The following is a 23,567-nucleotide window of genomic DNA, read 5'->3' as shown; positions in this document are numbered from 1 at the left end:
TCACATGAACATTGACATACAGGGCCGCGCCGCTCACATGGCCGGGATACGTGAGAAGGCTGAAGCCGAGATGGTTGGCATGGGCATCGATGCCGCCTTCATCGACAAGCTGGTCGACACATTCTATGGACGCATTCAGGCGCATCCGAGGCTCGGCCCGGTTTTTAACGGGCGTCTTGCCGGCCGCTGGCCGGACCATATGGAGAAGATGAAACGCTTCTGGTCGTCGGTCGCTTTCAAGAACGGCGCCTATGGCGGCAAGCCGGTGCAGGCGCATCTCGGCGTTGCGGGCATCGCGCCCGATCTCTTTCCGGAATGGCTGGCGCTTTTTTCCGAAACACTTGCCGACATAGCACCCTCGGATGAAGCCAAGGCCTGGTTCATGGCCACAGCCGAACGCATAGCCAAGAGCCTGACGCTATCGCTCTTCTATAATCCGGCGCTCGACGATCCCGCGAAGAAAACTGTCTAAGGCACGCCGCGCAAGAGTGTGGAGTTCGGTGGCAAATTCCCGATCCTGGTGGGGCGTTCACGGCAAATTTGCACCGAAACCGCACAAGCGCGTATAGATCGCGGGTCTCACCTTCTTGGCACTAGAGCAGTTCATCGCTTCACGGAATCGCTGAACTGCTCTATCTCTTTGTTTTCACGCAATTCCGGACGGAAAACCGCTGCGCACTTTTTCTGGAATTGCTTTAGCGCCTTCTACTGATGCGGCGCACATCGACAACGCGGCCATCGCGCTGCCGTACGGTAACCTCGAACCGGTTGTTGCCCCTCCAGGCACGATAGGCGAAGAAACGACCACGGCAATCGATCCGCCTGACGTCCCTAAAACCGCGGTTACGGAGCAGCCTCTCGCCCTGACTACAGCTAATCCCTCTGCCTCTGTTGAGATTGGTACCAACGCTGATGGAGACGTGGGTTTGTGCGCTCGCTTCGGTCGGCACGGATATTGATGTGACGGACAGGCCGACAGCCAGCGCTACTGACAAAAACAACGATGATCTAGGCAAGGTATCCTCCCTTGATAACGAGCTCAAAACCCCACGACGCTTTCCCCGAAGAACTATACAACCGTGGGAGTAGGAGCGATAGGGGGTGCGTAAGTTTAAGCTGTAAAAAGCGGATCCAGGAAATCGTGCTGCGCTTTTGCCTCAGCTTTTTGTAGCGAAAATCGTTGCCCCAATACTGGCGGCAACGACGAGCGCCGTGCCGAACATCTGTGACGGCGTCATCGGCTGCGATAGGATGACGAAGCCAGCAACGGCAGCGATGGCGGGCTCCAGGCTCATGAGGATGCCGAAGGACGAGGTCGGCATGCGCCGCAGCGCCACCATTTCCAGCACGTAGGGAAGGAGCGGAACGAGCAGCGCCAAGCCGGCTAATTCGAGGAGGCCGTAAGCGGTCAGATGCGGGGCGGCGGAGGCGAAGCCGAAAGGTGTCGAAACGACCGCCGCGACCAGTAGCGACATGGAAAGCCCTTCGAGACCCTTGAAGGCATTGCCGACCTTCTTCGTCAACAGAATGTAGCAGGCCCAGCCCACCCCCGCGCCGCAGGCAAAGAGGATGCCCGGCAGATTGCCCACCCATTCCTCGCCGTCATAGGCCAATAGCAGAACGCCGACTCCGGCAAAGACGGGCCAGAGAAGCTGCCGGCTCAGTCCGAAGCCGAGGGTGGCGACAAGCAGAGGCCCCAGAAAATCGATGGCGACGGCAAGACCCAACGGAATATGCGCGATCGCCGAAAAGAAGGAAGCCGTCATCAACGCCGATACGGAGCCAAGTGCCAGCACGCTAATCCATTGCGAACGGCTGTAGCTCGTGATCTTCGGCCGGACGATGATCGCCAGTGCGGCGGATGCGAAGACGAGCCGCAGCCATGTGGCGCCGACCGGCCCGTAGGCGTTGATGATGGGTGACGACAAGGCCGAGCCGAATTGGATGCAGCACATGGACATCACGCACATGAGCACTCCGGCGGCGATGCCGCTGGAGGATGGCGCAACGTCCGGATGCGGCATCAGCGCCGCGCCGCCATCCGTACCACTCTCGATAAGCTGCTGGTTCATGACCTCTCCCGTTAGGCGGGTTTTTTAGAGGTCTGGCTTCGCGCTGGCAAATTCAAACTTTTCATCCTGCGATCAGGCACTTTGATGCAAGATCTTCTCAGGCTTCCAGGCCCGTCAGCACATTGGCGACGTTCAGACCGATCTCGGGCACGCCGTAACCGCCTTCCATGCAGGTCAGAACCGGCAGGCCGGCTCCGCCTACAAGCTTGCCCATGCGGATGAAATCCTCCGAGGTCAGCTTGAAGAAGGAGATCGGATCGCGCTCGAACGTATCGACGCCAAGCGAAAGCACGATCGCCTCGGCACCGAAATCCTTGATGCGGCGGAGAGCATCGGCAAGTGCTGCCGACCATTGTTCCCACGGCGTGCCACGCGGCAGCGGATAGTTGCGGTTCATCCCCAACCCCTCGCCTTCCCCCTCCTCGTCGGCATGTCCGAGGAAATAGGGGAAGGCATGGATGGGATCGCCGTGCAGCGAGGCGGTCAAGACATCGCCGCGGCGATAGAAGATATCCTGCGTGCCGTTGCCATGATGGAAATCGACGTCGAGCACGGCCACTTTCTTCGCGCCATGATCGCGCAGCCGCTGCGCGGCGACGGCGGCATTGTTGATGAAGCAATAGCCGCCGAAGAGATCGAAGCCGGCATGATGGCCGGGCGGACGGCAGAGCGCGAAGGCAAAGCGATTGCCGGCATGGAGCCAATCGGCACCCGTCAACGCGCAGCGCATCGATGCGACTGCCGCTTCATAGGAACCCTTGGTAATCGAGGTATCGGCAGCATTGGCATAATGGCCGATCATGCCGACGATGTTTTCCGGCACGCGCTGGCTAGTGCGTCGGACGGGAAAGGAATTTGCGATCGCCTCACCTTTGTAGCCGGCTGCGATCCAGCGCTCCCAGACGAACCCAAGGAAATCGAGATAGGCCGGGTCGTGCACCTTGCGCGCCGTTTCCAATCCATGCGCTTCTGGCGGAACAACATCAATAAAACCGGCCTCCTTAACGGCGGCGAGGATCCATTCGGCGCGAAACGGCGCTTCGAAGGGCGTGACGAGCTGGCCGTCATGCAGTTCGGTTTTGGCGTCCCTCAGCTTGTGATCTTCCGAATAGATGACGCGCGTGGCAGCCTCCTGTCGCCGGCTAAGTTTCTTCGCGAATGCAGAGGCTTACACGGGTTGAAGACCGGAAAAAAGAGCTGTTTAGGCTCTTGATCGCCGGGAGAAACAACGCCACCTTCCGCAGGCCTTTCAGTGAACTGGGAGATTCGCACCGCATGAAAGTTCTGATGGTGGATGTCGACGGCGTGCTGGTGCATGGCCGGCCTGGCGATGGCCTCCCGCTTTTCACCTATCTGGAGCGTGATCTCGGGCTGCGGCTCGATCTGCTTCAGGAAGAATTCTTCAAAACCCATTGGAACGATGTCGTTACCGGCCGCGACGATCTCGAACCCCGGCTTGCCAGCGTTCTGAAGCGGATTGCACCGGGGCTCAGCGCCGCAACGCTGATCGACTATTGGTTCGCGAACGATTCCGGCCTGAACCGGACCCTGCTCGCCGATCTCGCCGCGCTCAGGGCAAAAGGCATCCCGATGTATCTGGCAACCAACCAGGAGCATCACCGCGCCGCCTATCTTATGGAAAAGCTCGAACTATCCGCCTATTTCGACGGCATCTTCTATTCCGCCTTGCTGGGCTATCAGAAGCCCGCGCCGGAATTCTTCCGGCTGGCGACCGAGCGCGTCGGCATCGCGCCCAATGAAATCGCCTTCATCGATGACTATCCCGCCAACATAGAGGCCGCGCGGCAATTCGGCTGGAAGGCGATGCATTGGGCGCCGGGTTCCAGGCTGGAAGACGCCCTTGCCGCATTTTTGCAATGATTGTGCCGATCACGCTCAAGCAGCAATTCGCTTATAGAAGAGCGTCGTGTCGCAGAGCCCGCCCTCCGGCCACATGGCATAGTCGGGGATGACGCCGACGCGCTGCCAGCCGAGACGCGGATAGATCGCTTCGGCGTCGCTACCGGTCGCGGTGTCGAGGACCAGCAAGGTCTTGCCAAACCTTACCGCCTCACGCTCGGCGGCTTCCATCAGCAGCCGGGCAAGGCCCCTGCCACGGGCGCGGCGATGCACCAGCAATTTCTTCAGGTCGCCGCGATGCGGCTGATTCGGCATCTGCGCGGCGCCGACCTGGACGGTGCCGACGATTTTGCCTTCGATGGCGGCTACCAGCAACAAAGTCGCGCCGGTCTCGACGCTGTCGGCGACGCCCTGCCAATAGGGGGCGGCGTCACCAGGTCCATAGGGCTGCATGAAACCGACGGAAGCGCCGCCATTGACGCAATCGGCAAGCACCTCGCAGAGATCGGCACAGATGGCGCGGGCTTCGGATGAGGAAAGAAGACGAATATCGGGCATGAAAATATCCTTCGACTATGACCGGGGCCGATCGAGAACGACGCAATAGCGCGCCGGTTTGTCGCCCGGATTGTAAAACACGTGGCCGTCGCCGATGCCCATGAACAGGCAGTCGCCGGGCATCAGGTGATGCACGGTCTCGCCGACCGTCATTTCCATTTCGCCTTCGAACAGCCAGACATGCTGGCTCATGCCGCGGCTGGCGGTATTGGGCGGAAAACTGACGCGTGCGCCGGCAGGAAAGCTGACCTCGACAAGATCGACGGGCGACTGCGTGCCGGCCGGCGAGACCGCCCGGCGGACATAGCCGGTTTCCGGATCGCGCCAGACCGGCTGATCATTGCGGCGGGCGAGCGGCGATACGTCCTTTTCTTCCTCCGCGAAGAAGGCGGAGAGCGACAGTCCGAGCGCGGCGCAGAGCCGCGCAAGCAACGAAGCCGTCGGACTCGCCTCGGCCCGCTCGATGCGCGAGATCATCGCACGGCTGACGGCCGAGGCGCTCGCCAACTCGTCGAGCGTCAGGCCGCGGGCGATCCGCAACTGCCTGATGCGCGCGCCAATAGCGCTTTCGAGATCAAGATCCATCATCTTCCCCAAAATTCCACTATAGGAGAAATACACGATCGAATGATGGAATCAAGCCGGGTAGCGCCGCTAATTGGGGCAGCAGCGTCATGAGCCCTGAAGCATGCGGATATCCCTAATAAAACCCTGCTTTTCCGCTTTGCGGCGCGGGGCGGCGCTGCTATATGGCGCGCATGAGCACCAATTCCACCACTCCGCTATCGCATATCCGCAACTTCTCGATCGTGGCCCATATCGACCACGGCAAATCGACACTGGCCGACCGCCTGATCCAGACGACGGGCGGCCTTGCCGAGCGCGAGATGTCGGAGCAGGTGCTGGACAATATGGAGATCGAGCGCGAGCGCGGCATCACCATCAAGGCCCAGACCGTGCGCCTGCACTACAAGGCGAACAATGGCGAGACCTATATTCTCAACCTGATCGACACGCCCGGCCACGTCGACTTCGCCTATGAAGTCTCCCGCTCGCTGTCGGCCTGCGAAGGCTCGCTGCTGGTGGTCGACGCATCGCAGGGCGTCGAGGCGCAGACGCTCGCCAACGTCTATCAGGCAATCGACAACAATCACGAGCTCGTCACCGTCCTCAACAAGATCGACCTGCCGGCGGCAGAACCCGACCGCATCAAGGAACAGATCGAGGAAGTGATCGGCATCGATGCTTCCGACGCCGTGCTGATCTCGGCCAAGACAGGCCTCGGCGTTCCCGACGTTCTCGAAGCCATCGTGCACAAGCTGCCGGCGCCGAAGAGCGCGGGCGGCGAAAAGGCACCGCTGAAGGCGCTGCTGGTCGATAGCTGGTACGACACCTATCTCGGCGTCATGGTTCTCGTGCGCATCATCGACGGCACGCTGACCAAGGGCCAGACGATCCGCATGATGGGCACGGATGCGAAGTATCAGATCGAGCGCGTCGGCGTTTTGACGCCGAAGATGGTCGCGGTCGACAGTCTCGGCCCCGGCGAGATCGGCTTTATCACCGCTTCGATCAAGGAAGTGGCCGACACGCGCGTCGGCGATACCATCACCGAGGACAAGCGGCCGACCGCCGAGCCGCTGCCGGGCTTCAAGCCGGCGCAGCCTGTGGTGTTCTGCGGCCTCTTCCCCGTCGATGCCGCCGATTTCGAGGATCTGCGCTCGGCCATGGGCAAGCTGCGCCTCAACGACGCGAGCTTCTCCTTCGAAATGGAATCCTCGGCCGCTCTCGGCTTCGGCTTCCGCTGCGGCTTCCTCGGCCTCCTGCATCTGGAAATCATCCAGGAGCGGCTCGAGCGCGAATTCAATCTCGACCTGATCGCGACAGCCCCTTCGGTCGTCTATCAGCTCACCATGACCGACGGCACCGAGATCGAGCTGCACAATCCGGCAGACATGCCGGACGTGGTCAAGATTTCCGAATTCCGCGAACCGTGGATCAAGGCGACGATTCTGACGCCTGACGACTATCTCGGCTCGATCCTGAAGCTTTGCCAGGACCGCCGCGGCATCCAGACCGAGCTGACCTATGTCGGCAACCGCGCCATGATCACCTACGACCTGCCGCTCAACGAAGTCGTCTTCGACTTCTACGATCGCCTGAAGTCGATCTCCAAAGGCTATGCTTCCTTCGACTACAGCCTGACCGACTATCGCGAGAGCGATCTCGTCAAGATGTCGATCCTCGTCAATGCCGAGCCTGTTGATGCGCTCTCGATGCTCGTCCACCGCTCCGCCGCCGAAAAGCGCGGCCGCGTCATGTGCGAAAAGCTGAAGGACCTGATCCCGCAGCACATGTTCCAGATCCCGATCCAGGCCGCCATCGGCGGACGCATCATCGCGCGCGAGACGGTAAAGGCGCTGCGCAAGGACGTGACCGCCAAGTGCTACGGCGGCGACGCCACCCGCAAGCGCAAGCTGCTCGACAAGCAGAAGGAAGGCAAGAAGCGCATGCGGCAGTTCGGCAAAGTCGAAATCCCGCAGGAAGCGTTTATCGCTGCGCTGAAGATGGGGGATGAGTGAGGGCTTCTCAGTGGCGGATCATGCGCGTAAAGTTTGCGCATTACCCCGAGAGATGCCTCATGCCCCAAGTGACGGAAAAAGCCGAAGACCCGTCTCTGGACGAGAGCGTTGCTGCCGATACCTTTGAACTGAAAATCAATATTTCGCGTGCGGCCGAAGACGGCACAGCGCGTGCCATCAAAACTGAGCGCGAGCGCTCATGGCTTCGGGAAAATGCTGAGGCCATCGAACAAGCCAATGCCTATGTTGAAAAACATGGCCTGCCGTTCGGACAATATCGGCAATTCTGACGATACGGTTTCGCAGCCAAATTTATGCCTGCTCCCCATACTCCTTGATCAGCCCCTCATACTCATTCATCTCTGGCAGCGCGGCATAGCTGTGAACCGCTGGGGTCGTCACCCAGGGCAATTTTTCTCTCGTCCAGGTCTCGACAAAGGGCGTGAACCAACTGGGGTCGTCAAGCATGGTGGGGCGCAGGTTCACGAACCAGTCGAACCCTTCCAGGCGGGTGAACATCCAGCTCATGCAGTACGGACAGAAATAGTGCTTTAGGTTTTCATCGTGCATCCCGCCGATAACCGGTTCGCCTTGCGTGACTTCGAAACCCTCGCTCGGGATCGCGACGCTCAGCGAATAGGCGCTAGAGGACATGCGTTGGCAGCCGGTGCAATGGCAGGCCATGGTCAATAGCGGTTTGGCGCTGATCTTCAATCGCACCTCCCCACAACGGCATCCGCCTTCCCAGGGTAATTCTGGCTGGGTCATGATCTCGCCTCCTCCGGTCGCTGACGGTTAATTAGCGCCGGATGAGTGGCCGTCGAGTCGACCCCGCTGCGCAATTTCATTGCGACTGGACACGTGGCCGTCACCGCGCCTCGGCGAGGACTTCCCCAAGATCACGCTCACTGGCACCACGTTCCAACCCTTGGTCAACCAGCTCTTGGAGACGCGGGATGCTTTGTTGCGGCTCTTGGAGTGATTTCTTTGCCGCCGCCGCACCAATCGTGCCCACCCAGCCGCGTGCGATCGCCAGCCCTGCGACATCTGCCGCCGCCGCATGCAGCGCAGCGATTTCGGCATAGCGCTCCAGCCAGCCGGGTTCGTTGCGCTCGATCGATGCCGTAAAGTCCGTCCGCCAGCCTTCGACGACAGCGGTATTGGCCTCGAAATGGAATTGCGTGCCATAGGCGGCGCGGCCGATGCGGAAGGCCTGGTTCCTGGTGACCGCATTGGCGGCGAGGTGCACGGCGCCGATCGGCAGCGAAAACGTGTCGGAATGCCATTGGAAGATCGTGAAGTCGTCGCCGAGGTCGGACAGCAGCGGATCGGCCCGGCCTTCCTCGGTAACGCCGACCGTTTTCCAGCCAAATTCATGGGCTATGCCGATGAGGTTTTCGGCCTCGTAGGCGCGGGCGAGAAGCTGGCTGCCGAGGCAGATGCCGAGCACCGCCTTGTCGGCCTCTTCGAACCGGCGCATGAGCCTTGCCAGCTCCGGCAGATAGGGGTGGGTCTCGTCGTCGCGGGCATTCTGCTCGCCGCCGAGCACGACGAGCGCATCATGCGCGCTGGCCTCCCTCGGAAGTCGCTCGCCCTCCCATGCGCGGAACCATTCGATTTCCGCTCCCGCTTCTTCCAGCGCGATGCCAAGCGCGCCGAGCGGCGTGTTTTTCATGTTTTCGACGACTGCGACCCGCATTCTCATGTTCCCCAAAATAGTTCGGGCAAAGATGAGCATGAGCGGATCGACGGCGCAAGAGCCCGGCTTGCGGCCGATTAAAGTTGAGCCTAAATGTCAGCAAACAACAAGGAACCCGACGATGACCGACAAGCCGCGCATCACCATTCTTTATTGCACGCAATGCAACTGGCTGCTGCGCGCCGGCTGGATGGCGCAGGAACTGCTGCAGACCTTCAGCGACAGCGTGGGCGAAGTCGCGCTGATCCCCGGCACTGGCGGCAACTTTGAAATCCGGATCGACGGCGAACTGCTGTGGGAGCGCAAGCGCGATGGCGGTTTTCCCGGCCCGAAGGAGCTGAAGCAGCGGGTGCGCGACGTCATCGATCCCGACCGCGATCTTGGCCATACCGACCGCGGATCATTGGAGAGCTGACTGCAGCACTCCCCGGCGCACCTCGCTGGCGCGCCGGCCGACATTGCACCGGCTGACATATCGAGAAGGCGCGGCCCGCCGGCGCGCCTTCGCTCCGTCATTTATCTTTCCTGCCAAGGCTGACCGTGCTGGTAGCTTGCCTGACGATAGAACCCGGCTGCTGCTTTACAGCGACGATCTTGCCCTTCTTTGGTTTTCGCGCTTCGCGATTACTTCTCAATTGACCCTTTGCCATTTTGGGCTCCTTGCTTCGCCCGCGACCCTGTGGAAGCGGCGAAACTTTAGGGACTGCCCAAGTTGCGAGAAAAGCAAGCGATTTATTTTTGTTTGCTCATATAGACAAGGCGAATGGATGTGCTCTGGGCTGGAACCGGCGCCAGAAGCCCTCCCTTTCAATCATAAGGGGAACGGCAGGTCTGCAAGCCGTGGTGAAGCGTCGTGTAGAGATTGGTGCCGGGATTGTAGGTCCGATAACGTTCGGAGCACCACATCTGATGGCGGGTGCGATCGTTGACCGGCGCAGGGTAGTTGGTTCTCGGCGGGACAATATTGCGCGGCTGGATATAGACCCGCGGATTATTGAAGCGATTCCTTTTGTCGAGGCTTGGCGGCGTATAGGGAAGGGGATAGCCGGGCGGGCGATACCATTGCTGCGAGCCGAAGCCGAAGCAGCCGCGACTGTCGCAAACAGTAGGCCCCATCCTGGGGGGAGGAAGGCCCATCTTCGCGCTGTTCGAGGCCGCATTGGCGAGATCTGGCGGCGACAGCAAAACGAGGCTGACGGTACAGCCAAATGCGATCTTGCCGAAAACAGTCATGGCGGACTCCTGTTGCCGATCGCAGCGACCCCAACACCGCTTTCGCGACGGCTCGAATTATATCTGGGCCTTCACCTGAGGCAAAACCAGGGTGGCGATGGCAGATATCGGCCACGATCGATCGGTTGATCCTTTTCCTCGCTTGTTCCATAAGAGGCGCGACCTTTCCGAGGAGATTGCACGTGAGCAGCTTGAAATTTGGAACCAGTGGCCTTCGCGGCTTGTCCGTCGATCTCATGGGACGCGCGTCTGCCCTCTACGCCACGGCCTATGCCCGCCATCTGTTGAAGAGCGGCCATGCACAGCCCGGCGATCTCATTCTGGTCGGCCGCGATTTTCGCGAGTCCAGTCCGGCGATCTCGGCCACCTGCATCGGCGCGCTAAAACGCGCCGGCCTGACGCCGGTCGATTGCGGCACGGTGCCGACCCCGGCGCTGGCGCTTTACGGGCTGGAACTGAAGGCCGCTTCGCTGATGATCACCGGCTCGCATATTCCGGCCGACCGCAACGGCATCAAATTCTATCGCCCCGACGGCGAGATCGACAAGCAGGACGAAGTGGCGATCAGCGCGGAAGCCGCTGACATCGGCGATGCCGATCTGGATGAAACGCCGAGCGTCGGCGAAAACCGGGCCGCGGAGACCGAGGCGCTGTTCTTCGAGCGTAATACCACCCTACTGCCCGCCGGCAGTCTCGCCGGCCTCACCATCGGCGTCTATCAGCACAGCACGGTTGCACGCGATCTGCTCGGCCTGGTGCTCGCGCATTACGGTGCGCGCGTCGTACCGCTCGGCCGCTCCGAAAGCTTCATTCCCGTCGACACCGAAGCGGTCTCCGCCGAAACCATCCGCCTACTGAAGGGCTGGGCGCCGGAAAATGGGCTGGATGCGATCGTCTCCGCCGATGGCGACGGCGACCGGCCGCTGATCTCCGATGAGAGCGGCGAGCCGCTGCGCGGCGATCTGCTCGGTCTCATCGCCGCGAATTTCCTGGGCGCGGAAGTCGTGGTGACGCCGGTCACCTCCAATTCCGGCATCGAGGCCGCCGGCTCCTACGCCGTCACCCGCACCCGCGTCGGCTCGCCCTATGTCATAGCCGGCATGGATGAGGCCTTGGTGGCCGGCAAGGCCAATGTCATGGGATTCGAGGCCAATGGCGGCACGCTGACGGCAAGCCGCTTCATCATCGAAGGCCAGCCGGTGCGCGCCCTGCCGACGCGCGACAGCTTCCTGCCCATCCTCGCGACTCTTTACGCCGCCGCGCGCGCAAAACAGCCGCTGTCAGTCGTTGCCGCCAGCTACCGCCTGCCCTTTGCCGCCGCCGACCGGCTGGAGAACTTCCCGGTCGAAACCAGCGCGGCGCTTATGGCCCATCTGCGCGCCTCCGACGCCAATCTCGCCGCTTTCCTGGCGCCCGTCGCCGGCGTGGCATCAAAAAGCGACATCGACGGGCTGCGGGTGACGCTGACCGATGGCCGGATCATCCATTTCCGCCCCTCCGGCAATGCGCCGGAAATGCGCTGCTATGTCGAAGCAGCCAATGAAAACGAAGCAAAGGCCTTGCTGGAACAGGGACTTGGCCTCATCCGCGCCTGGGCGGCAGCCCGGGGTTAACCCGGGCTTCAACCGCTTTTTTTCAGATTGCCACGAAAACTTCAAAAACCCTGTTGACACCGAAGAGCCACCCCCTTACATGCGTGTCCGTCGCCCAGATGGCGGAATTGGTAGACGCGCAGGTTTCAGGTACCTGTGCCGCGAGGCGTGGAGGTTCGAGTCCTCTTCTGGGCACCATTTCCTTTTGATCACTGCCAAGATCAAAGTTCTATTTTCCTGATAAATTATGCGGTTAGCACCTTTGACGCAGGCTCGTAGCTCTGCGCTTGAGGTTTACCGCGAGGGCTTCGAAGGGCTCTCCTCATCCCGGATCTCAATCCTGCACCTGGGACCATAGCCAGTCCCGAAGCTTGTCGACTGCTTCCGACTTCCGATATCGCGGTTTCACCAGATAGAAGCCAGCTCGCGCGCGAAGCACGCCGTTGATGATCTGCCTGAGCCTGCCCGCTTCGATGTCCGTCGATACGAAAGCGCGGGTCGCCATGGCGATGCCCTGCCCTGCGATGGCAGCTTCGATCGCGTGCGAGGTCTGCGAAAAGCTGATGCCTCGAAACAGTACCGGATCGCCTCCGCCGAGAAACCTATCGATATACTCCGGCCAGAAATTATGGGCGTCGTGAAGAAGGGTATAGCGCGTAAGTTCTCCTGCATTCTGCGGTTCACTGCCTTCGGGAACAAGGCCCGGATTGCAGACCGGAATGATTTCCTGCTCGAACAACAACTCGGCGGCAAGACCGGGACCAAAGGGAGGCGCCCCGTAGCGGATCGCCAGATCAACGCCGTCTGTCTGGAAGCTGGAGATACGATCTGTGGCTAGGATGTGCAGGTCGAGGCTCGGATGCTTCGCCGTAAAGTCTGGCAGGCGCGGGATCAGCCATTTCGAGGCGAAGGTTGGCGTCGTGCTGACGGTCAGTTTGACCGGTTGCGGCTTCAGATTCGCCGTCGCTGCGGAGAGCAGTTCGAACGCGCGCCGAACGTCGGCAACGTAGGTTCGTCCTTCACCCGTCAGGGCCAATGATTTTGGCAGCCGCTCGAACAATGCCACCCCGAGTTCCGCTTCAAGTCCTCGTACATGCTGGGCAACAGCTCCTTGCGTCACGCCGAGTTCCTCCGCCGCGAGCCGGAAGTTGAGGTGGCGGGCTGCTACTTCGAAGGCCTTGAGGGCGTTGAGGGACGGAAGATTTCCGATGGGCATGAACATTCGATAGTTTTTCTACTGAGAAATTTGAGGAAAACTGGTTCGCTCTCGCATAAGACGCATGGTATTCGAATGACTAGAGCCCGGCAACCGGGATGAAATCGAACAAGGATGGCGGCTATGGCAGTAGAAAAGGTGGCAATTATCACGGCAGGCGGCAGTGGCATGGGTGCCGAGGCGGCGAAGCGCCTGGCGGCCGACGGCTACAAGGTCGCGATCCTATCGTCATCCGGCAAGGGCGAGGCGCTCGCCAAGGAACTGGGCGGCATCGGCGTCACCGGATCGAACCAGTCCAACGACGATCTCAAGCGCCTTGTCGATGCATCCATGGAAAAGTGGGGCCGGATCGACGCTCTCGTCAACAGCGCAGGCCACGGTCCTCGCGCGCCTATCACCGAGATTACGGACGAGCAGTGGCATACTGGCCTCGATGTCTATTTGATGAACGTCATCCGTCCTGTTCGGCTGGTAACGCCGATCATGCAGGCGCAGAAGTCGGGCGCGATCGTGAATATCTCCACCGCCTGGACCTTCGAACCCTCGGCTATGTTCCCCACGTCGGCTGTCTTCCGCGCGGGACTGGCGTCGTATATCAAGATTTACGCTGATACCTATGCGGCTGACGGCATCCGCATCAACAATGTGCTGCCGGGCTGGATCGATAGCCTGCCCGCGACGGAAGAGCGTCGAGACAGCGTTCCAATGAAGCGCTACGGCACAAGCGCCGAAGTGGCCGCGGTGATCTCCTTCCTCGTGTCTGATGGTGCAGGCTACATTACGGGACAGAATCTCAAGGTCGACGGTGGCATCACCCGGTCTGTCTGACCTGAAGCGCTCAAGCGTCGAGGAGAACAGGAATGTCAGGTTACTGGATCGTCAAGGGCGGCGAAATTCAAGATGCCGAGGCGCTTAAAACCTACGGCGAAATGTTTGCCGCGATCGCTAAGCGCTACCGTGTCGAGATCATCGCCGGCCGAGGCGCAATCGAGACCGTCGAAGGAAAACATGCCCCGCGCCAGTTGATCCTGCGCTTCGACAGCTATGAGGCCGCCAAGGCCTGCTATCATGATCCGGAGTATCAGGCCTCGCTCGAGTTCGCCGCGCGCGCCTATTCCCGTGAACTGTCTATTCTCGAAGGGTCAGACGAGGTTGCCCGGTGAATCTCTCCGAGATCGATGCGTCCGCTTGGGCCGAACTTGAGGTCGCGGCGGCCGCTCCGCAGTCCGGCTTTCGCTACGTGAACCTGTGTTCGGCGGACGCTTCCGGCCGACCGCAGGCCCGTATGGTCGTGCTGCGGCGGGCGGACAGAGCACGACGTCTCGTGGAAATCCATACGCATACCAGAAGCTCCAAGTGGCAAGAAATATCCGCCAGACCTGCGGTCACGATCCTCGGCTTCAATGAGCAGTCACGATTGCAGCTTCGCTTTCAGGGATCAGCGGAACTTCATGGACCAGGGAGCGAACTCGCCAATGAGGCCTGGGATCGTCTTTCGCCTTGGACACGCAGCACCTACTCGGGCGGGCCGCCAGGCGACAATCTCGGCGAGATGCCGGCGACCGGAAAGGCGAACGGAGACGCTGAAGGGCGAAACTTCTTTGGGGTGCTGATATTTCGGGCCGAGACAATGGATTGGTTGCAGTTGCGGCAAGCCGAGAACCGCAGAGCGATCTTCAGTTACGATCATCGGGGAGTTCTGGTGGACGCCAGATGGATCAATCCCTGAACGGGCCAGCCCTCAAACGTCACCGTTATTCGCTCGGCTCGTACCCCGCTCACCGGCTACGATTATGCCCCTTGCCCGTCGTCGAGACACAGCGCTGAACCTTGCAGCTCGGATCATCGGACGTCGGTACCGAGGCGCTCGACATGGTGCCGCGGTTTATGCAGGCGGCGGAGTTTGAGACGTATCGATCGTACATCATCAGATTGTTGACGCTGCGCGAGGGGTATCGCAGGACAATTTCGCCCTCTCGGGCGATTTTGTCGTGAAGGGCCGAGCATGTCATGTTGTGGGAGTCATAGCGGGACATTGCCATTGCGCTGGAGGCGGACAGCGTCAATGCTGCGAGGAAAATGATCTTTTTCATGGGGGTTCCTCTTCCAGGTGACAGGCGTCGCTGTCGAAAGGAACCCCATTATTCTGCGTCTATTCTATCAGTTTCGTGACATTGCCATGCGTAGCCGGTAATGCAGCCAATCACGGCTGCGGCAATCACGACCCTGGACATCCTTTCTATAGGGCCGGACTGAGCCGCACGATCGCGGCAAACCGCTCCCAGTTCTTGCCCGCCTTCGGCGTCCAGGCGGCTTCGGCGATGGCCGGCAGTCTGGGGAAGACAAGGCGGTTGAAATAGGCGCGGGTGAGAAAATTCTCGAGCCAGATGCAGGCCTGCACGCCCTTCATCCGATCCTTCAATTCCTCGGGGAACTCGCCTTCCGCCTCATAGGCGTAGGTATGTGCCGGCGGCACCGTGCCGGCCCAGCTTGCACCCGGCTCCTGCCAAGCTTCGGCCTGCACCATATCGAGGTAATAGGCCTGTCCGGGCGTCATCACCACGTCATAGCCTTCGCGGGCGAGCTCGATGCCGACCTCCGGCTTCTCCCAGGCCATCAGCAGCGTGCCGTCCGTGCCGACGCCGCCGCCATGGGCGACCTCGTTCCAGCCGGCAAGCTTGCGGCCGCGCGCCGTCAGCATCGTCTTCACCCGCTTCAGGAAATAGGATTGCAGCGCGAAAGTGCCGGATATGCCCTCCTGCTCCATCAGCTTGCGGGCGAGAGGTGAGGCGAGCCAGGACCCATTGGCCACCTCATCGCCGCCGATATGGATATACTCGGAGGGGAAGAGCCCGACCATTTCGTCGAACACTTTGCCGAGGAAATCATAGGTCGGCTCGACGGCCGGGTTGAGGGCGTTGTTGGGATAGCCCTGGACGGAATGATAGCTTTCCGGCGCCTCCTGCCCGTCGGCCAGATCCGGCAGGGCGACGAGGGCGGCGGTGCTGTGGCCGGGAATATCGATCTCCGGCACGACCTCGACGCCGAGCGTCAGGGCGTGCGCCACGATCTCTCTGACATCATCCTGCGAATAGAAGCCATCCACCGGCTCGGCGCCATTGCCAAGCTGCGGCAGCAAAGGTTCGTCCGGCCCACGCAGTACGCCGGTCGAGGTGAGCTGCGGATAGGCCTTGATTTCCAGCCGCCAGGCCTCGTCGTCGGTCAAATGCCAATGGAATATGTTGAGCTTCAGCCAGGCGAGAATATCGATCAGCCGCTTCACATTCTCCTTGGGATGAAATTGCCGGGAGACGTCGAGATGGCAGCCGCGCCAGCCGTAGCGCGGCTGGTCGGAGATCGTGCCGGTGATCGGAAAGCGGAATTTGCCGGGTTCGCGCCGCGCGCCGTCCAGAAGCTGCGCCAGCGTTGTCAGGCCATAGAGGCGGCCGGCATCGGCGGCATAGGCAAGCGTGATCTCGTCGGGGGAAAAAGTGAGTTCATAGGCCTCCTTGGCGAGAGGCGACCGCTCGACGAAGCGCAGAGCCCTGCCCTGCGGTGCGGTAATGAGGCTGAACGGCGCGTGATTGGCCGGGAACAGGCGCTGGAAGAGCGCCAGCGCCATCGCAACGGCCTTCAGGCTGGCGCCATCGGTTCCCTTGACGGGATAGAGCGCGACGGGAAAGCTCTCGCCCGGCTTGGCATCGACTGCCGCCGGCCAGGGCTGAATGGCGAAAGGAAGATCGAGCTTGCCTTCCGGCAGCAGCACCGGCGGCGGCTCGCTGACGCGGCCTTCGAGCAGCAGGTCGGTAACGGATACCGGAACGTGGGTGCCATCGGAGAGTGTCAGATAGGCGGACTTGGCGCCATCGGTGCAATGTTTCGCGGTGCGGTTCAGCCCGCTGACGCTGAAGGTCCAGCTTTCGGCCGATGCAAGCGACAGGCCGGCAGGCGGGGCAAATTCATGGAAATTGGCGTTGCGGCGAAGGAAGACGGCATTGTCGCAGGCCTTGGGGTCGATGACCCGCGTCAGCGAGGTATAGACGAGCCGGAAACCGGCGAGCGGCGCATTCGACAGATTGACCAGGGTAAAGGTCAGGCGGCCGTTCGGTCCGCCATCGGGAGACCAGGTGTTTTCGAGATGATAGGAAGCCGGCTGCATATCTATTCTCTCCTTAACGACAAGCGTTCAATAATGATCGGACTGTGAAAATGTATGGGCGAGCTCGGCCTGTCCCGCCGTCAGGCCGCAATCGACCGGCAGGCAGATGCCGGTGATGGCAGCGGCCAGCGGGCCGGCAAGAAAGGCGACGGCATTGGCGACATCTGAGGGATCGACGACGCGCTGCAGCGGATACCAGCGGCGGGCCTCTTCGAAGACATTGGGATTGGCTGACGCACGCGCCTCCCATGCCTGCGTGCGCACCGTGCCCGGGGCGACCGCATTGGCCCGGATGCCGAACTTGCCGTATTCGACTGCAACCAGCCGGGTGAAATGCAGCAGCCCGGCCTTGGCGGCGCTGTAGGCCGGGTGGCCGAAGACCGCCATGCCATTGACCGAGGCGATGTTGATCACCGATCCCTTCGACGCCTTCAGCATGTCCTCAACGGCGCGGAAACAGAGAAAGGCGGCTTCGAGATTAAGGGCATTGTCGGCGCGCCAGATACCCGGCGTCGTGTCGTGCAGGCTGACGGCGCGGGCCGCACCGGCATTGTTGACGAGAGTCCTGACCATACCCAATCCCGCAGCCGCCCTTGCCATCTCAGCCGTATCGATCTCGCTGGTGACATCGGTTTTCAGGGCGACGAAGCATTCTGGCGGCCCTAGATCTTCCGCAGCCTTTTGGACTGCCGCAGCATCGATATCGACCAGCAGGACGATATCGTGATCATCCGCAAGACGCCGGGCAATGGCGCGGCCGATATCGCCGGCAGCTCCGGTGACGATGGCGACGGATCGAGTCATGCTTCTGCCCCTGATAAATCCTAGTTGTTTAGTCCCCGAGAAGCTGGCGGTCGTCGCCGTCGCGATGGGTCACGAGCTGCTGCTTGATGCGGCGCAGCGTGACCGTCGCTTGCGGCTGGATGCGATAGGCAACGAGGCTTGCGATGATGTCCACGACCGCGAGATAGGCGATACGCGTCGATGTCGGGCGATAGATATTGTTGCCCTCGGGCAAATCCACCGGCACGGCAATATCGGCGGCCAGCGCCACCGGGCTGTGGCTCTGCGTTAACGCAATCGTCGGCACCTTGGCCTCGCGGGCGAGCATGAAGGCCCGCACCAGCTCGGCATTGCGGCCCGACAGCGACGAACCGATCAGCACATCCGCCGGCTTGGCGGCCGCGGCCATCATCAACTGCATGCTGTGATCGGAACTGGCGGTGACGCGCAGCCCGAGACGGAAAAGCCTGTTCTGCAGCTCGCTGGCAATCATCGAAGAATTGCCGCCGGAGCCGAAGGCGTAGATCATCTCCGCGCCGGCAAGCCTGTTCGACGCCTGCTCGATGGCGGGAATGTCCAGCCCGCGATGCAGCAGGAACAGCGCATTCTGCGCCTTGGTGATGATGTCCTGGGCGACATCCGCCGGCTCGATGCTCTTCGGCTCCGGCTTGATATAGCGCATGCCGACATAGGCGGTGCGGGCAAGCTGCACCTTGAAGTCGGAAAAGCTATCGCAGCCGAGGCGGCGGCAGAAGCGCGTTACGGTCGGCGGCGAAACATCCGCCTTGCCGGCAAGCTCGATGATCGAGGCGTTGACCGCGAATTCGAAGTCATTGAGGACAATGTCGACAATGCGGTTTTCCGACTGCGACAGCCGCCCCCTTTCCTCCTGCATGGTCGTGAAAATATCCACGAACTTCCCCCTTAATGCATGGCCTTATCCAAAAGCCGCTTCACGCTTTTCAAAGCCATGCTGCCTCCCCCGAAGTCTTGCCGATTCAGCCTTCCGGCGCCTTATAGGCGATGCAATCGATCTCCACCTTGCAATCCACCATCATCGACGACTGCACGCAGGCGCGCGCCGGCGGATGCGCGCCGAAGTAGTCCTGATAGATTTTGTTGAAGCTCCAGAAATCACGTGAATCATCGAGCCAGACGCCGACACGGACGACATGCTCGACGCCGTAGCCGGCCTCATGGAGAATGGCGATGAGATTGCCGATCGCCTTGTGGGTCTGGGCGATGATACCGCCGTCGATGATCTCGCCGTCTTCCATGGCGACCTGGCCCGAGACATGGAGCCAGCCATTGGCTTCGACCGCACGCGCAAAGGGCAGCGGCTTGCCGCCCGCACCCGTCTGGCCGGTGCCGTAACGCTTGATGGACATTTCCGAATCCTGCAAATTATTTTCTTATTGCGTTGACAAATGACCATAGAAAGCAGAATTTGACCAGTCAAAATCGTTGTTTATGAAAAGAATTTCAATATCGGCGGACCCAATGCGCGATCCCTTTAAAAATCCCTTCCCTGCCGACGATACCGCCCGGCACGCCATCTGGGAGATGCTGGTGCCGCGCGACATCGGCGCCTTTCTCGCCGCCGACTGGTCGCTGGTTGCGGACGATTTCGTCGAAGAGGGCTTTATCGGCATCGATGGCCGCCGCGAGGTCAGCCCCGACAAATGGCGCCTCGCCTTCCCGACACTTGCGGCCTATCGCGACGAATGGTTGCGGCAGGCACGCGATTTCGCCGGCCAATCCTTTGCAGAGGACCCGCGCACCGCAATCTTTACCACGACCACGCTGGAAGACATCGAGATCGAAGGCGAGACGGCGCTGGTGCGCAAGAAATTCGATGGCAGCCTGAAGAAAGCCGATGGCGGCGTCGATGTGCTGAAATGGCAGACGCTTTATTATTGCCGTCTGCATGAAGGCCGCTGGAAGATTTCCGGCTTTACCGGTTACCTGCCGAACCCAATGGAATAGAGGCGACGGCGTTGCGCATTTTCACCGCGGTGCTCGCGACCGAGACGAACACATTCTCCCCGATCTGCGTCGATCGGCGCGCGTTCGAGGCTTCCCTCTATGCGCCGCCCGGCGAACATCCGGAGACGCCGACGCTCTGTTCCGCGCCGATTACGGTCGGCCGGCAGGTGGCCGCGGAAAAAGGCTGGGAGCTGATCGAGGGCACCGCCGCCTGGGCCGACCCGGCCGGTCTGGTGAACCGCACGGCTTATGAAGGACTGCGTGACGAAATTCTCGACCAGCTTCGCGCCGCCATGCCGGTCGACGCCGTCGTGCTTGGCCTGCACGGCGCGATGGTTGCCGCCGGCTACGAGGACCCAGAAGGCGATTTTCTCACTTGGGTCCGTGAGATCGTTGGGCCGGACATTCTTGTCTGCGCCGAACTCGATCCGCACAGCCATTTGACGAAAAAGCGCCTCGGAGCGGCGAATTTCTTCGTCTACTTCAAAGAGTTCCCGCATACGGACTTCGTCGATCGCGCCGAAGACCTCTGGCGCATCGCCGTCGATACGCTGCAGGGCCGGGTCAAACCGGTCATGTCGGTCTTCGATTGCCGGATGATCGACGTCTACCCGACCTCGCGCGAACCGATGCGCTCCTTCGTCGACAAGATCATGACGATCGAGAAAGATGATGCCGATATCCTGTCCATCTCGGTAATCCACGGTTTCATGGCCGGCGACGTGCCGGAAATGGGCACGAAGCTGCTCGTAGTTAGCAATGATAAGCCGGCTAAGGGTGAGGCCCTCGCTCGCGACCTGGGCTTGGAGCTCTTTTCCAAGCGCGGCACCTTCATGATGCCGCAGATCGATGAAAAGCAGGCAGTGACGGAGGCCATGGCCGCACATTCAGGTCCGGTCGTCATTGCCGATGTCTGGGACAATCCCGGCGGCGGCACGGCGGGCGATGCGACTGTCATTCTGGAAGAATTGCTGGCCCGGGGCGCCCGCGACATGGCGATCGGCACGATCTGGGATCCGATGGCGGTGCAGATATGCATGGCGGCCGGCGAAGGTGCGGAAATTCCGCTGCGCTTCGGAGCAAAATCGGCGCCTGGCACCGGCAATCCGATCGACGGCATCGTCAAGGTCGTGCGGCTCGTTGCCAATGCCGAAATGCGCTTCGGCGAAAGTTTCGCGCCCTTCGGTGATGCGGCGCACATCGAACTCAACGGCATCGACATCATCCTCAATTCGACGCGCGCCCAAAGCTTCGATCCCAGCCTTTTCTCGGTGATGGGGATTGACCCCACCCGCAAGAAAATCCTGGTGATCAAGTCGACCAATCACTTCTATGCCTCCTTCTCCAAGATCGCGTCGGAAATCCTTTACTGCTCGGCTGGAACGCCCTATCCGAACAATCCGGCGCGCACGCCCTATCGCCGCGCGCCGAAAGATATCTGGCCGATGGTTGCCGACCCGCATGCGGCAAAAGAGGGAGCTGCCTGATATGGCGCACGACATCGTCTCCGAGATCAGCCCCAGGCCCGGCGACCGCATTGGCGATCTCTCGACGCCGCGCCCGATCATCGACGAAGACCGCATGGCGGCGAATATCGCCCGCGTGCAATCCTATATGGACGCGCATGGGCTTAACTTTCGGCCGCATATCAAGACCCATAAGATTCCTGCGCTTGCGAGCGCCCAGGTGAAGGCGGGCGCAAAGGGGATCAACTGCCAGAAGATCGCCGAGGCCGAAGTGTTCGCCGACGCCGGCTTCGAAGATATCCTCATCACCTTCAACATCATCGGCGCCGAAAAGCTCGCCCGCCTCTCCACGCTGAACCATCGTATCGCCGGACTGAAAGTGGTCGCCGACAGCATGGCGACGGTGGATGGCCTGTCCGCCCAATTCGCTGCGCGGAAGCCCCTCACCGTGCTGGTGGAATGCGATACCGGCGGCGGACGTTGCGGCGTGCAATCGCCTGAAGAGGCGGCGGCTCTGGCCAGACAGATCTCCGGCAAGCCCGGCCTGATTTTCGGCGGGCTGATGACCTATCCCAGGCCGAACAGCGCTGGCGCCATACAGACCTTCCTGGCCGAGACCATTTTGCTCCTACAACGCGACGGCATCGAATGTGCCATCGTCAGCAGCGGCGGCACGCCGAGCCTCTACGAGGCGCATCTGGTAACGGCGGCCACGGAGCACCGTGCCGGCACCTATATCTATAACGACCGCTCGATGGTGCGCGCAGGTCATTGCGGCGAGGAGGATTGCGCCATGCATATCCTCGCCACCGTCGTCTCGCGCCCGACGCCGGACCGCGCCGTCATCGATGCCGGTTCCAAGGCGCTGACCTCCGATCTCCTCGGCTTTTCGGATTACGGCGCCGTGGTCGGCTACCCCGAAGCGGTGATTACGAATCTCTCGGAAGAGCATGGGGTGATCGATCTTTCGAAATGCAGTGGGCCTCGCCCGGCGATCGGCGACAAGATCCGCATCGTTCCCAACCACACCTGCGTCGTCTCCAACCTGTTCGACAGCATGGTGTTTCACCGCGATGGCATCGTCACCCGCGTCGAAGATGTGACGGCACGCGGGCTGGTCTGGTAGGCAGTGCCTCTCTTCTCTCTTCGGAGAGAAGGCGCCCAAAGGGGAATGGCGCTCGCTTCCTTCTTCTTACCGGTGCGAAGGTGTGCTCAACAGCTCCATATCGACATCCGTCAACTCCACTTTGCGCTCGAAAGCGACACCGTTCTCGTCGAAAAGATGGCAGTCGGACAGGCGAATGCCGGTGAGCAGCGGCACGTCCGTGCGGATGGCGACGCTTCCCGGCAGCGTGGCGCAAAAATTCTCGCCGCTATACCGTTCCAGCGCCGCATAGGCGACCGTCTGCGCGCCCAGCCGCTCGATTACGGTCGGCATGACCGTCAGGGATATATCGCCGCTGCCGAGCTGCACATGCTCCGGCCGGATGCCGAGCGTCAGCTCCTTGCCGACGGCGCCGTCTCGGGGGGTCACAGGCAGCAAAGCCGTCTGGCCCTTGTAATCCACCTCGACGCCTGCCTCGGTGATGCCCTTGCAGGTCACGGGTAGGAAATTCATCTTGGGATTACCGATGAAGCTGGCGACGAATTTGTTTGCCGGCTTATGATAGAGTTCCAAGGGCTCGCCCGTCTGGGCGATCTCGCCGGCATTGAGGACGACGATCCGGTCAGCCATGGTCATGGCTTCGACCTGATCGTGGGTCACATAGATCATCGTCGCCTGCAATTGCTGGTGCAGCTTGGCAAGCTCGATCCGCATGTCGGCGCGCAGGGCCGCGTCGAGGTTCGACAGGGGCTCGTCGAACAGGAAGATCTTCGGCTCACGGACGATGGCTCGGCCGATGGCGACGCGCTGTCGCTGGCCGCCCGACAGCATGCCCGGCTTTTGCTGCAGGCGCTGATCGAGATGCAAGATGCGGGCGGCGTGCTCCACCCTCGCCTTGAGCTTGTCTTCCGCCATCTTCTCGACGCGCAGGGGAAAGGCGATGTTCTCGAACACCGTCATGTGCGGATAAAGCGCGTAGGACTGGAACACCATGGCTATGCCGCGCTTGACCGGCGGCAGGTCGTTGACGCGCGCGCCGTCGATGATGATGTCGCCGCTGGTGACGTCGTCGAGACCGGCGATCATTCGAAGCAGGGTCGACTTGCCGCAACCGGAAGGGCCAACGAAAACGACGAACTCGCCTTTCGTCACATCAAGCTCGACGCCTTTGATGACTTCGAAGTGGCCGTAGAATTTCTTGACCTTGTTAAGGTGAAGCTGTCCCAAATTCCGTCTCCGCTCGGCACAATTATAGA

26 protein-coding genes, 1 tRNA gene and 1 pseudogene are annotated in these 23,567 nt (G+C 61.1%); 13 read left to right on the top strand and 15 right to left on the bottom strand.

Annotation, left to right across the window (positions count from 1 at the left end):
- Window positions 1-4 precede the first annotated feature (4 nt).
- Window positions 5-472, top strand: a complete 468-nt coding sequence (locus QDY28_RS07285) for a group III truncated hemoglobin (RefSeq protein ID WP_331381027.1) — start codon at window positions 5-7, stop codon at window positions 470-472.
- Between the two features lie 685 nt (window positions 473-1,157).
- Here QDY28_RS07285 and QDY28_RS07280 read toward each other — a convergent pair.
- Both QDY28_RS07280 and QDY28_RS07275 read right to left on the bottom strand, forming a co-directional pair.
- Entirely contained in the window at window positions 1,158-2,072 is a 915-nt protein-coding gene (locus QDY28_RS07280) for an EamA family transporter (protein ID WP_331381026.1), read from the bottom strand.
- A gap of 97 nt (window positions 2,073-2,169) precedes the next feature.
- Window positions 2,170-3,186 (bottom strand): histone deacetylase family protein, encoded by a 1,017-nt coding sequence (locus tag QDY28_RS07275; RefSeq protein WP_331381272.1) that lies wholly within the window; start codon window positions 3,184-3,186, stop codon window positions 2,170-2,172.
- Between the two features lie 161 nt (window positions 3,187-3,347).
- Between QDY28_RS07275 and QDY28_RS07270 the strand changes: the two genes are divergently transcribed.
- Window positions 3,348-3,953 carry an HAD-IA family hydrolase gene (locus tag QDY28_RS07270; protein WP_331381025.1) on the top strand — a complete coding sequence of 202 codons (606 nt, stop codon included), beginning with the start codon at window positions 3,348-3,350 and terminating at the stop codon, window positions 3,951-3,953.
- Window positions 3,954-3,968: 15 nt separating this feature from the next.
- On the opposite strand, the gene QDY28_RS07265 is transcribed toward QDY28_RS07270, so the two are convergent.
- Both QDY28_RS07265 and QDY28_RS07260 read right to left on the bottom strand, forming a co-directional pair.
- The gene (locus tag QDY28_RS07265; protein WP_331381024.1) at window positions 3,969-4,490 is read right to left on the bottom strand and encodes a GNAT family N-acetyltransferase; all 522 of its coding nucleotides are present in this window, start codon (window positions 4,488-4,490) and stop codon (window positions 3,969-3,971) included.
- Window positions 4,491-4,505: 15 nt separating this feature from the next.
- Window positions 4,506-5,075 (bottom strand): helix-turn-helix domain-containing protein, encoded by a 570-nt coding sequence (locus QDY28_RS07260; protein ID WP_331381023.1) that lies wholly within the window; start codon window positions 5,073-5,075, stop codon window positions 4,506-4,508.
- 164 nt (window positions 5,076-5,239) lie between these two features.
- Between QDY28_RS07260 and lepA the strand changes: the two genes are divergently transcribed.
- Window positions 5,240-7,072, top strand: a complete 1,833-nt coding sequence (gene lepA / locus QDY28_RS07255; RefSeq protein ID WP_331381022.1) for a translation elongation factor 4 — start codon at window positions 5,240-5,242, stop codon at window positions 7,070-7,072.
- Window positions 7,073-7,131: 59 nt separating this feature from the next.
- Entirely contained in the window at window positions 7,132-7,362 is a 231-nt protein-coding gene (locus tag QDY28_RS07250) for a type II toxin-antitoxin system CcdA family antitoxin (RefSeq protein WP_331381021.1), read from the top strand.
- 22 nt (window positions 7,363-7,384) lie between these two features.
- On the opposite strand, the gene QDY28_RS07245 is transcribed toward QDY28_RS07250, so the two are convergent.
- The gene (locus QDY28_RS07245) at window positions 7,385-7,840 is read right to left on the bottom strand and encodes a GFA family protein (protein ID WP_331381020.1); all 456 of its coding nucleotides are present in this window, start codon (window positions 7,838-7,840) and stop codon (window positions 7,385-7,387) included.
- Window positions 7,841-8,075: 235 nt separating this feature from the next.
- A pseudogene (locus QDY28_RS07240) lies at window positions 8,076-8,771 on the bottom strand (type 1 glutamine amidotransferase); the annotation flags it as partial.
- A 121-nt stretch (window positions 8,772-8,892) separates the two neighbouring features.
- Between QDY28_RS07240 and QDY28_RS07235 the strand changes: the two are divergent.
- Complete coding sequence (locus QDY28_RS07235; protein ID WP_331381019.1) at window positions 8,893-9,186, top strand: SelT/SelW/SelH family protein; 294 nt, start codon at window positions 8,893-8,895, stop codon at window positions 9,184-9,186.
- 97 nt (window positions 9,187-9,283) lie between these two features.
- Here the strand turns inward: QDY28_RS07235 and QDY28_RS07230 are convergent, their stop codons facing one another.
- Together QDY28_RS07230 and QDY28_RS07225 are read right to left on the bottom strand one after the other, a co-directional pair.
- The gene (locus QDY28_RS07230; protein ID WP_331381018.1) at window positions 9,284-9,421 is read right to left on the bottom strand and encodes a hypothetical protein; all 138 of its coding nucleotides are present in this window, start codon (window positions 9,419-9,421) and stop codon (window positions 9,284-9,286) included.
- A gap of 157 nt (window positions 9,422-9,578) precedes the next feature.
- Window positions 9,579-10,004 carry a BA14K family protein gene (locus tag QDY28_RS07225; protein WP_331381017.1) on the bottom strand — a complete coding sequence of 142 codons (426 nt, stop codon included), beginning with the start codon at window positions 10,002-10,004 and terminating at the stop codon, window positions 9,579-9,581.
- A 191-nt stretch (window positions 10,005-10,195) separates the two neighbouring features.
- Between QDY28_RS07225 and QDY28_RS07220 the strand changes: the two genes are divergently transcribed.
- Together QDY28_RS07220 and QDY28_RS07215 are read left to right on the top strand one after the other, a co-directional pair.
- Window positions 10,196-11,617: a phosphomannomutase gene (locus QDY28_RS07220; RefSeq protein WP_331381271.1), complete on the top strand. Its 1,422-nt coding sequence runs from the start codon at window positions 10,196-10,198 to the stop codon at window positions 11,615-11,617.
- 92 nt (window positions 11,618-11,709) lie between these two features.
- A tRNA-Leu gene (locus tag QDY28_RS07215) sits at window positions 11,710-11,794 on the top strand.
- Window positions 11,795-11,930: 136 nt separating this feature from the next.
- On the opposite strand, the gene QDY28_RS07210 is transcribed toward QDY28_RS07215, so the two are convergent.
- The gene (locus tag QDY28_RS07210; RefSeq protein WP_331381016.1) at window positions 11,931-12,818 is read right to left on the bottom strand and encodes a LysR substrate-binding domain-containing protein; all 888 of its coding nucleotides are present in this window, start codon (window positions 12,816-12,818) and stop codon (window positions 11,931-11,933) included.
- Between the two features lie 117 nt (window positions 12,819-12,935).
- On the opposite strand from QDY28_RS07210, the gene QDY28_RS07205 reads away from it, so the two are divergent.
- Genes QDY28_RS07205 through QDY28_RS07195 form a run of 3 tightly spaced genes read left to right on the top strand, consistent with a single transcriptional unit; the run spans window position 12,936 to window position 14,541 of the window.
- Window positions 12,936-13,640, top strand: coding sequence for an SDR family oxidoreductase (locus QDY28_RS07205; protein WP_331381015.1), 705 nt, complete (start codon window positions 12,936-12,938; stop codon window positions 13,638-13,640).
- A 32-nt stretch (window positions 13,641-13,672) separates the two neighbouring features.
- Window positions 13,673-13,975: a DUF1330 domain-containing protein gene (locus tag QDY28_RS07200; protein ID WP_331381014.1), complete on the top strand. Its 303-nt coding sequence runs from the start codon at window positions 13,673-13,675 to the stop codon at window positions 13,973-13,975.
- Window positions 13,972-14,541, top strand: a complete 570-nt coding sequence (locus QDY28_RS07195; RefSeq protein WP_331381013.1) for a pyridoxamine 5'-phosphate oxidase family protein — start codon at window positions 13,972-13,974, stop codon at window positions 14,539-14,541. Before QDY28_RS07200 ends, QDY28_RS07195 begins: the two co-directional genes overlap by 4 nt.
- A gap of 49 nt (window positions 14,542-14,590) precedes the next feature.
- On the opposite strand, the gene QDY28_RS07190 is transcribed toward QDY28_RS07195, so the two are convergent.
- The 5 genes from QDY28_RS07190 to QDY28_RS07170 all read right to left on the bottom strand — a co-directional run bounded on the left by QDY28_RS07190 (window position 14,591) and on the right by QDY28_RS07170 (window position 19,142).
- On the bottom strand, window positions 14,591-14,905 hold the full coding sequence (locus QDY28_RS07190; RefSeq protein WP_331381012.1) for a hypothetical protein: 315 nt from the start codon (window positions 14,903-14,905) through the stop codon (window positions 14,591-14,593).
- A 146-nt stretch (window positions 14,906-15,051) separates the two neighbouring features.
- Window positions 15,052-16,971, bottom strand: a complete 1,920-nt coding sequence (locus tag QDY28_RS07185; RefSeq protein ID WP_331381011.1) for a beta-N-acetylhexosaminidase — start codon at window positions 16,969-16,971, stop codon at window positions 15,052-15,054.
- Between the two features lie 27 nt (window positions 16,972-16,998).
- Window positions 16,999-17,775 carry an SDR family oxidoreductase gene (locus QDY28_RS07180; RefSeq protein ID WP_331381010.1) on the bottom strand — a complete coding sequence of 259 codons (777 nt, stop codon included), beginning with the start codon at window positions 17,773-17,775 and terminating at the stop codon, window positions 16,999-17,001.
- A 28-nt stretch (window positions 17,776-17,803) separates the two neighbouring features.
- Window positions 17,804-18,667: a MurR/RpiR family transcriptional regulator gene (locus tag QDY28_RS07175; protein WP_331381009.1), complete on the bottom strand. Its 864-nt coding sequence runs from the start codon at window positions 18,665-18,667 to the stop codon at window positions 17,804-17,806.
- An 85-nt stretch (window positions 18,668-18,752) separates the two neighbouring features.
- On the bottom strand, window positions 18,753-19,142 hold the full coding sequence (locus tag QDY28_RS07170; RefSeq protein WP_331381008.1) for a RidA family protein: 390 nt from the start codon (window positions 19,140-19,142) through the stop codon (window positions 18,753-18,755).
- 112 nt (window positions 19,143-19,254) lie between these two features.
- On the opposite strand from QDY28_RS07170, the gene QDY28_RS07165 reads away from it, so the two are divergent.
- From QDY28_RS07165 to QDY28_RS07155, 3 genes are read left to right on the top strand one after another with little or no spacing between them, the layout of a single operon-like run.
- Complete coding sequence (locus tag QDY28_RS07165; protein ID WP_331381007.1) at window positions 19,255-19,740, top strand: hypothetical protein; 486 nt, start codon at window positions 19,255-19,257, stop codon at window positions 19,738-19,740.
- Between the two features lie 11 nt (window positions 19,741-19,751).
- Window positions 19,752-21,227, top strand: a complete 1,476-nt coding sequence (locus QDY28_RS07160; RefSeq protein WP_331381006.1) for a M81 family metallopeptidase — start codon at window positions 19,752-19,754, stop codon at window positions 21,225-21,227.
- Between the two features lies 1 nt (window position 21,228).
- Window positions 21,229-22,332, top strand: coding sequence for a D-TA family PLP-dependent enzyme (locus QDY28_RS07155; RefSeq protein WP_331381005.1), 1,104 nt, complete (start codon window positions 21,229-21,231; stop codon window positions 22,330-22,332).
- 66 nt (window positions 22,333-22,398) lie between these two features.
- Here the strand turns inward: QDY28_RS07155 and QDY28_RS07150 are convergent, their stop codons facing one another.
- A complete protein-coding gene (locus QDY28_RS07150; protein WP_331381004.1) occupies window positions 22,399-23,538 on the bottom strand; it encodes an ABC transporter ATP-binding protein in 1,140 nt (379 codons plus the stop codon).
- Window positions 23,539-23,567 lie beyond the last annotated feature (29 nt).

The organism is Rhizobium sp. BR 362 (assembly GCF_036528765.1).
Classification (GTDB): domain Bacteria; phylum Pseudomonadota; class Alphaproteobacteria; order Rhizobiales; family Rhizobiaceae; genus Rhizobium.
Note: the sequence above shows the minus strand (reverse complement) of the source record. Positions and strands in the feature narration are given on the sequence as shown.

What these genes read in the sequence shown, in the direction of transcription:
- QDY28_RS07245 (WP_331381020.1), bottom strand. Translation starts at nt 7,840, where the DNA reads ATGACCCAGCCAGAATTACCCTGGGAAGGCGGATGCCGTTGTGGGGAG.
- QDY28_RS07265 (WP_331381024.1), bottom strand. Translation starts at nt 4,490, where the DNA reads ATGCCCGATATTCGTCTTCTTTCCTCATCCGAAGCCCGCGCCATCTGT.
- QDY28_RS07205 (WP_331381015.1), top strand. Translation starts at nt 12,936, where the DNA reads ATGGCAGTAGAAAAGGTGGCAATTATCACGGCAGGCGGCAGTGGCATG.
- QDY28_RS07285 (WP_331381027.1), top strand. Translation starts at nt 5, where the DNA reads ATGAACATTGACATACAGGGCCGCGCCGCTCACATGGCCGGGATACGT.
- lepA (WP_331381022.1), top strand. Translation starts at nt 5,240, where the DNA reads ATGGCGCGCATGAGCACCAATTCCACCACTCCGCTATCGCATATCCGC.
- QDY28_RS07270 (WP_331381025.1), top strand. Translation starts at nt 3,348, where the DNA reads ATGAAAGTTCTGATGGTGGATGTCGACGGCGTGCTGGTGCATGGCCGG.
- QDY28_RS07200 (WP_331381014.1), top strand. Translation starts at nt 13,673, where the DNA reads ATGTCAGGTTACTGGATCGTCAAGGGCGGCGAAATTCAAGATGCCGAG.
- QDY28_RS07190 (WP_331381012.1), bottom strand. Translation starts at nt 14,905, where the DNA reads ATGAAAAAGATCATTTTCCTCGCAGCATTGACGCTGTCCGCCTCCAGC.
- QDY28_RS07170 (WP_331381008.1), bottom strand. Translation starts at nt 19,142, where the DNA reads ATGTCCATCAAGCGTTACGGCACCGGCCAGACGGGTGCGGGCGGCAAG.
- QDY28_RS07155 (WP_331381005.1), top strand. Translation starts at nt 21,229, where the DNA reads ATGGCGCACGACATCGTCTCCGAGATCAGCCCCAGGCCCGGCGACCGC.
- QDY28_RS07210 (WP_331381016.1), bottom strand. Translation starts at nt 12,818, where the DNA reads ATGTTCATGCCCATCGGAAATCTTCCGTCCCTCAACGCCCTCAAGGCC.
- QDY28_RS07235 (WP_331381019.1), top strand. Translation starts at nt 8,893, where the DNA reads ATGACCGACAAGCCGCGCATCACCATTCTTTATTGCACGCAATGCAAC.
- QDY28_RS07185 (WP_331381011.1), bottom strand. Translation starts at nt 16,971, where the DNA reads ATGCAGCCGGCTTCCTATCATCTCGAAAACACCTGGTCTCCCGATGGC.
- QDY28_RS07280 (WP_331381026.1), bottom strand. Translation starts at nt 2,072, where the DNA reads ATGAACCAGCAGCTTATCGAGAGTGGTACGGATGGCGGCGCGGCGCTG.
- QDY28_RS07225 (WP_331381017.1), bottom strand. Translation starts at nt 10,004, where the DNA reads ATGACTGTTTTCGGCAAGATCGCATTTGGCTGTACCGTCAGCCTCGTT.
- QDY28_RS07260 (WP_331381023.1), bottom strand. Translation starts at nt 5,075, where the DNA reads ATGGATCTTGATCTCGAAAGCGCTATTGGCGCGCGCATCAGGCAGTTG.
- QDY28_RS07165 (WP_331381007.1), top strand. Translation starts at nt 19,255, where the DNA reads ATGCGCGATCCCTTTAAAAATCCCTTCCCTGCCGACGATACCGCCCGG.
- QDY28_RS07230 (WP_331381018.1), bottom strand. Translation starts at nt 9,421, where the DNA reads ATGGCAAAGGGTCAATTGAGAAGTAATCGCGAAGCGCGAAAACCAAAG.
- QDY28_RS07180 (WP_331381010.1), bottom strand. Translation starts at nt 17,775, where the DNA reads ATGACTCGATCCGTCGCCATCGTCACCGGAGCTGCCGGCGATATCGGC.
- QDY28_RS07250 (WP_331381021.1), top strand. Translation starts at nt 7,132, where the DNA reads ATGCCCCAAGTGACGGAAAAAGCCGAAGACCCGTCTCTGGACGAGAGC.